The sequence below is a fragment of the Mesorhizobium sp. M4B.F.Ca.ET.017.02.2.1 genome, from assembly GCF_003998955.1.
GTDB classification, from domain to species: Bacteria; Pseudomonadota; Alphaproteobacteria; order Rhizobiales; family Rhizobiaceae; genus Mesorhizobium; species Mesorhizobium abyssinicae.
This window is the reverse complement of the sequence record NZ_RZOF01000449.1, coordinates 1-4274: the sequence shown is the minus strand read 5'-3', so window position 1 is coordinate 4274 and position 4274 is coordinate 1. Positions and strand designations below refer to the sequence as shown.

The 4274-nt window shown below is 66.1% G+C and carries 5 protein-coding genes; 2 read left to right on the top strand and 3 right to left on the bottom strand.

Going from position 1 to position 4274, the window contains the following annotated elements; genetic code table 11:
* The 3 genes from EN738_RS31650 to EN738_RS31640 form a co-directional block, all read right to left on the bottom strand.
* Positions 1–493 (bottom strand): SDR family oxidoreductase (locus tag EN738_RS31650; RefSeq protein WP_145966990.1); only part of this gene is annotated, 493 nt, incomplete at its 3' end.
* Positions 490–1284 (bottom strand): SDR family oxidoreductase, encoded by a 795-nt coding sequence (locus EN738_RS31645; protein WP_127287028.1) that lies wholly within the window; start codon positions 1282–1284, stop codon positions 490–492. The genes EN738_RS31650 and EN738_RS31645, both read right to left, overlap by 4 nt.
* Positions 1285–1287: 3 nt before the next feature.
* Positions 1288–2679, bottom strand: a complete 1392-nt coding sequence (locus tag EN738_RS31640) for a transaminase (protein WP_245494829.1) — start codon at positions 2677–2679, stop codon at positions 1288–1290.
* A gap of 156 nt (positions 2680–2835) precedes the next feature.
* On the opposite strand from EN738_RS31640, the gene EN738_RS31635 reads away from it, so the two are divergent.
* Both EN738_RS31635 and EN738_RS35780 read left to right on the top strand, forming a co-directional pair.
* Positions 2836–3582, top strand: coding sequence for an IclR family transcriptional regulator (locus EN738_RS31635; protein ID WP_127287027.1), 747 nt, complete (start codon positions 2836–2838; stop codon positions 3580–3582).
* 279 nt (positions 3583–3861) lie between these two features.
* Positions 3862–4029, top strand: a complete 168-nt coding sequence (locus EN738_RS35780) for a hypothetical protein (protein ID WP_189556623.1) — start codon at positions 3862–3864, stop codon at positions 4027–4029.
* Positions 4030–4274 lie beyond the last annotated feature (245 nt).

Sequence of the window (4274 nt, the reverse complement as noted above, 5' to 3'; positions counted from 1 at the left end):
GCGCGAGGGCGAGCGAGCGCGTATAGGAGACCAGCGCCGCCTTGCTTGCCGAATAGGCGGCGTTCTGGCCGCTGGCGTTGAACGCGCCTACCGAAGCGATGTTGACGATCGCGCCGCCGCGCTGCTTCAGCAGCGGCAGCGCCGCGCGGCAGACCATCATCGAGCCGGTGACGTTGACGGCAAAACTCTTGGCCCAGGTCGCGTCGCTCAGCGTCTCCGGCTCGTCGAGGATCATCACGCCGGCGGCGTTGACGACGATGTCGAGGCGACCCTCGCAGGCGTCGATGGCGAGGGCGATGTCACCAGGAACCGTGATGTCGCCGCGCACGGCGATGCCGCCGCTTGCCCTCGCGGCCTCGTCCAGCACGTCGTCGCCATGGCCGAAGGCGATGACTTCGGCGCCGTGCCGGCCGAACAGCTCGGCGGTGGCGCGGCCCATGCCGGTGGCCGCACCGGTGATCAGCGCCTTGCGGCCTTCGAGGCGCCGGCTCATGCCAGCCCCCAATGCCGCTCGACGGCATAGCCGGTCTCCGGCAAGGTCGAGCCGCCGTCGACGACGATGGTCTGGCCGGTCAAGTATTTCGCCTGCTCGGAGGCGAGGTAGAGCATGGCATAGGCGATGTCGTCTGCCTCGCCGAGACGGCCGGCGGGGATGAACCGGCCGAGCCTGTCCGCCACCTCCGGCGCGCTCATCGTGCCTCTGCCCTTGGCGATGAAGCCCGGCTCGACGCCGTTGATGGTGATGCCGTCGCGCGCGAACTCGAAGGCGGCGCCCCGGATGAAGGCGTTGACGCCGGCCTTGGCCGCCGAATAGTGCGCGCCGCCGGCCATGGCCACGCGCGCCGACACCGAGGAGGTGACGAGGATGCGGCCGAAACCGTTGGCGCGCATTGCCGGCGCCGCCGCCTGCGCCAGCCAGAAGCAGGGTTTGAGATTGAGCGCCAATGCCTCTTCGAGCTTGTCCTCGTCGAGGTCCTCGATCGAGGCCCAGGGGCAGCCGCCGGCATTGTGGACGACGATGTCGAGGCGGCCGGCTTCGCGGATGACGTCGCCGACGAGCCCGTGCAAGGCGGCGCGGTCGAGTCCGGCAAGCGTAACGGCGCGGACCGAGAGGCCCCGCGCCGAGAGATCGGCCGCGAGGGTTTCGGCAACGTCGAGCGTGCGGTTGGCGATGACCACCGAAGCGCCAGCCTCGGCGAAGCGCGTGACGATCGCGGCACCGATACCGCGCCCGCCGCCGGTCACCAGCGCCACCCGGCCCTTGAGGTCGAATGGATTTGCCATCGCTTAGACGACGCCCGCGCTGCGAACCAGATCGACGAAGCGGGTAAAGACATGCGTGTGGCGGTCGACGTCGGACGGCGAGGTCGCCGGGCACATCAGGAACATGGTGTGGAACGGCGTCACCAATATGCCTTCGTTCATGTAGAAGGCATGCAGCAGCGTCTCGAGATCGCCGCGCCGGCCGGCAATGACGTCGGCGCCGTTGCGCGGCGGCGCGGGCATGAACATGATCTCGGCGCGAGCGCCGATCTGCGTCACATGCCAGGGCAATTTGTTGGCGCTGATGATGCCCCGCGCCGCCTCGGCCAGCCGCGAAGCGTTGGCGATCATCTTTTCGAAATTGGCCGGCGTCAGCACCTCCTCCAGCACCGCGCGCATGGTGGCGACGGTCAGCGCGTTGCCGGCCAGCGTGCCACCGATGCCGAGATGCGCCGACTGACGCACACGCGGATTGACCATCGGCACGATCGCCCACAGCCGCTCGGCGATCTCCCGCGAGACACCGAAGACGCCGGCCGGGATGCCGCCGGCGATCGCCTTGCCGGCGACCAGCATGTCCGGCTCCAGACCATGCTGCGCGGTGCAGCCGCCCGGCCCGCTGGAGATGGTGTGGGTCTCGTCGATGATCAGCACCGTGCCGGTGCGGCGCGTGATCTCGCGAAGAGCGGCGTGAAAACCGTCGGCGACCGGGATCATGCCGAAATTGGTCATCAGCGGCTCGGTCAGCACGCAGGCGACGTCGCCGGCCGAGAGCGCCTCCTCCAGCGCCGCGATGTCGTTGAACTCGACCACCCTTGAGACGGCGGAATGGTCGACGCCATTGGGATGGATCATGTTGCGCATACCGACGCGGCCGTCGCGGATCTCGACATGCGCCTCCTCGACGCCGCCGTGATAGCAGCCGGAGAAGACCAGCACCTTGTCGCGGCCGGTTATCATGCGGGCGATGCGGATGGCGCCGCGATTGGCGTCGGTGGCCGAGGTGGTGAGCGTCCAGTAAGGCAGGCCGAAGCGGCGCGTAAGCTCTGCGCCGACCCAGAGGCTGTCCTCGGTCGGCAGCATCATCGTGGTGCCGTTCTGCAACTGGCGAAGCGCGGCGCGGGTGACCGCCTCCGGCGCGTGGCCACACATGCCGCCGGTGTCGCCAAGGGCGAAGTCGACATAGTCGTGACCGTCGATGTCACGGATATGGGCGCCGCTGGCCGAAGCGGCATAGACCGGGAAGCCGCCGGCCCAGCGTCGCATCCAGTGCGAGGGACCGCCATAGAGGAAATGCCTCTTGCCCTCTTCCCACGCCGCCGCCGAGCGCGGGTGGGTTTCGAGGAAGCGCTGCTGCTCACGGTCGAGCAGGTCGCCGGTTGTCTTTGAATGCAAAGCGTTTTTGGCAGCCGTCACGGGGCGAAGCCTCCCTTGTGTGCCGTCAGTTGGGCACAGATGATTTTCTTGTCGGTTCACTATTTGAACCATCGTTTTGCATGTTATAGACAAACTGCAGGCTACCTCGGCTGCTGTCAAGTTAATTCACATGCGAACTATCTTGGAGAATGCATCATGAGCACGGTGGGCAAGGCGGTCTCGCTGCTGGAGCTGTTCACGCTCGACGAGCCGGAGATCGGGCTGTCCGACCTCGCCCGCAAGGCCGGCCTCGACAAGGCGACAGCCCGGCGCTTGCTGATGGCGCTCGCCAACCATCGGCTGATCGAGCAGGAGCCGCAGAGCCGCCGCTACCGGCTGGGCGCCGGCCTGTCGCGGCTGGCCCGCATCCGCGACGCGCATTTCCCTTTCGTGCGCGTGGCGGCGCCGGCGGCGCGGGAGCTGTCGCTCGAAACCGGCGAGACCGTGCATCTGTCGGAGTTCAGCGCCGGCGCGTTGCTCACCGTGCATGTCGAACTGTCGGCGAAGGCCAACCGCGTCAATGTCGATATCGGCCAGATCCTGCCACTGCACGGCACGGCCTCCGGCATCGCCTTCCTCGCCGCGTCGCGGCTGCAAGTGGTCAGCGCCTATCTGGAGAAGCCCTTGCAGGCCTTCACCGCGCATACGGTGACAGGACCGGACACGCTGGCCAAAGCCATCGCTTTTGCCGCCGCGAGCGGCTATTCGCGTAGCTCGCAGGGCTATGAGGAAGGCGTGCACAGCATCGGCGCCGCGATCCTCGGCGCCGACGGCCAACCGATCGGCGCGCTGGCGGTGGCGTCCCCCGTATCCCGCGTCGACGATGCGGTCGCGGCCAAACAGGGCGAGGCTGCGGTCACGGCGGCGCGCCTGATTGCGGCACGGCTGACCGGCGAGGCGTGACATCCCGCATCGGCGAGGCTGAAGTCGCCATACTCGCGCCTGCCGCCCATTGGTCGCGGTCGCCGAACCAGGCCGAAGCCCTCATGTCGCCCTCATTTGAAACTTTGAACGGTGTTCACTTTTCTCTTGAACGCCGTTCACAATGTGCTATGTTGCGATTATGAACATCGTTCATGGAAAGTGAGCGGCGAAGAGGATGACGAAGCCTGCTGATTGTATCCGGCCCTGAAACCAGCCAGCGCCGACCCGGCTTAACCCTGAAACGAAAGGATCATATCGATGGCCACCAACAGCTATGTTTCCAACCATTCGAGTGCCTGGAAGACGTCCATCGCCATCACCAAGACGCTGCGTGACGCCGAGGAAACGGGCCGGTTCATCAACAGGCTGCAAGGCGCCAAGGCCGAAAAGCTGATGATGGATGTCAACCGCAGTAACGAAGTTTAACCGGCTTCTCGCTTAAAACGAGGCTCAAACCGCGCAAGCAACCGCTGACCGATCCATCTCGGATTGCTCGATGGCCTTGCCCATTGGAACTTGCCATGAACACCCATCTGATGATGTCGCGGCGCTTCGCGCCTCTCTTCTGGACGCAGTTCCTGTCCGCCTTCAACGACAATTTCCTGAAGAACACGCTGGTGTTCCTCATCCTCTTCACCCTTGCCGCCGACCAGGCGGCGTCACTGGTGACC